Here is a 1,991-nt window from a genome sequence, read left to right as displayed (position 1 = left end):
AAGGTGTCACCTGCAATTCCTGAGCGGCCTTTGCCACGCCGCCGAGCCGCGCGACTGCCTCGAAATGCGTCATCGAATTGAACTTGATGTCTGACCTCGTCCTCGTCAGTTAAGCTCAGCTACACAGAATGTTAAGAAACGAAAATTGAGCCGAATGTCAATCGGTCGCACAGTGGTCCCGGAAGGAGATACAGGATGGAGCCGAGTTCAACCCAAAGCTTGGGTAGCGCCGGCAACGTGCCGGGAGTTGGACAGGTATTGACCAGGAAGCCCCTGATCGAAGCTGCGAATATCGAGAAGAGTTATGACGCAACCCGTGTCCTGCGGGGTGTGAGTTTTCAGGTCCGGGCCGACGAAATCCACGCGCTCCTGGGCGGCAACGGCGCCGGCAAAAGCACTCTCATCCGCATCGTCACAGGGCTGACCTCACGCGAAGCCGGCGAGATTGGCTTCGCCTCGTCGAAGGCCGACCACAACAGCCCGATCATGGCGGTGGTGCATCAGGAGCTGGCGCTGTTGCCCGAGCTGTCCGGTCGCGGAAAACATCGGCATTGTGTGCATGCGAGGTCGGGCTGGTCGCAGATCAGCCGTCGCCGCACGCGCGAAACTGCGCTCGGAGCGCTCCAGCTGATCGACCCAGCGATCGGCGAAGCGATCATCGATAATGCCGGCACGCAAATTGTCCCTCCACGAGGGCCAGATCGTCCAGATCGCTCGTGCCCTTTCCACCGGAGCCGAAGTGCTGCTTCTCGATCCCGGCGATCCGGTTGGGGAAACGCGCTGGCTGCAGGAGATCGCCAACAAGCGAGGCTTTCCGCATGGCATCGTCGGCTATGCCGACCTGTCCCAACCCGACGTCGGCGACCTCCTCGACCGCCACATGGAATATCCGAACTTCCGCGGCATGCGGCAGCCGATGAATTATCATCCCGACCCCGCCAAGACCTATCTGGCGCGGCCGGAGGTCAGTCGTACGCCCGAATGGCGGCGCGGCTTCCGGGAGCTGGCGAAGCGCGGGCTGAGCTTCGACCCGCAGCTCTACTATCCGCAGATGAGCGAGTTCCTCGAACTGGCGCGCGACTTTCCCGACGTGCAGATCATTCTCAATCACGCCGGCATGCAGGTCGACGGCGCCGAGCATTTTGGCGCCTGGAAAAAAGGCATGCACCAGTTAGCGCAAGCGCCGAACGTCGCCTGGATCTCGGGCCTCGGCATGGGCGACTGGACTTGGACCACGTTCTCGATCCGTCCTTATGTCGAGGAGGCGATCGCAGCCTTCGGCGTCGGCCGCTCGATGTTCGCGACGAACTTCCCCGTCGACAAGCTGTTCTCGAGCTTCGACGCCATTTTGAACGCCTTCAAGGAAATTACGATCGCCCACCCGCACGAGGAGCGGCTCGCGCTGTTCCATGACAACGCCGCCCGGATCTACCGACTTTAGATCGCCGGCAAACAGAAATAGCAGGAGAGTTCGACTTGTTGCTGAAGGGCAAGGCCGTGGTGATTTCGGGGGCCGCGGGCCCCCGGGGAATTGGCCGCTCCACGGCAGCGCTGATGGCACAGCACGGGGCTCGCGTTGCAATACTCGACCTCGATGACGGGCAAGCGCGTGACGCCGCTGCGTCGCTTGGACCCGACCATATCGGCCTTGCGTGCAACGTCGCGGACCTCGACGCCTGCAAGAGGGCGGCGGCGCAAGTGACAGAAACCTTGGGCAGGATCGATGTGCTCTGCAACAATGCGGGCGTCACGCAGCCGGTCAAGACGCTGGAGATCAGCCCGGCTGACTGGGACCGCATCCTCGATGTCAACCTACGCGGCGTGCTCCATCTCAGCCAGGCATTCATCCCGAACATGCGCGAAAATGGCGGCGGCTCGATCATCTGCATGTCGTCAGTTTCGGCCCAGCGCGGCGGCGGCATCTTCGGTGGCCCGCACTATTCGGCTGCCAAGGCGGGTGTTCTGGGGCTTGCCAAGGCCATGGCGCGCGA

General features: G+C 62.4%; 2 protein-coding genes and 1 pseudogene. All 3 read left to right on the top strand.

Going from position 1 to position 1,991, the window contains the following annotated elements; translation table 11 throughout:
- Window positions 1–195: 195 nt before the first annotated feature.
- Window positions 196–528 (top strand): annotated as a pseudogene (locus NKJ08_RS38545) (ATP-binding cassette domain-containing protein); the annotation flags it as partial.
- A 136-nt stretch (window positions 529–664) separates the two neighbouring features.
- Window positions 665–1,441: an amidohydrolase family protein gene (locus NKJ08_RS38540; protein WP_352786370.1), complete on the top strand. Its 777-nt coding sequence runs from the start codon at window positions 665–667 to the stop codon at window positions 1,439–1,441.
- A gap of 35 nt (window positions 1,442–1,476) precedes the next feature.
- On the top strand, window positions 1,477–1,991 hold a 515-nt coding region (locus NKJ08_RS38535), incomplete at its 3' end, for an SDR family NAD(P)-dependent oxidoreductase (RefSeq protein ID WP_352786368.1).

The sequence above is a fragment of the Mesorhizobium sp. M0244 genome, assembly GCF_040321795.1.
Classification (GTDB): Bacteria; Pseudomonadota; Alphaproteobacteria; order Rhizobiales; family Rhizobiaceae; genus Mesorhizobium.
This window is presented reverse-complemented; position numbering and strand designations above follow the sequence as displayed.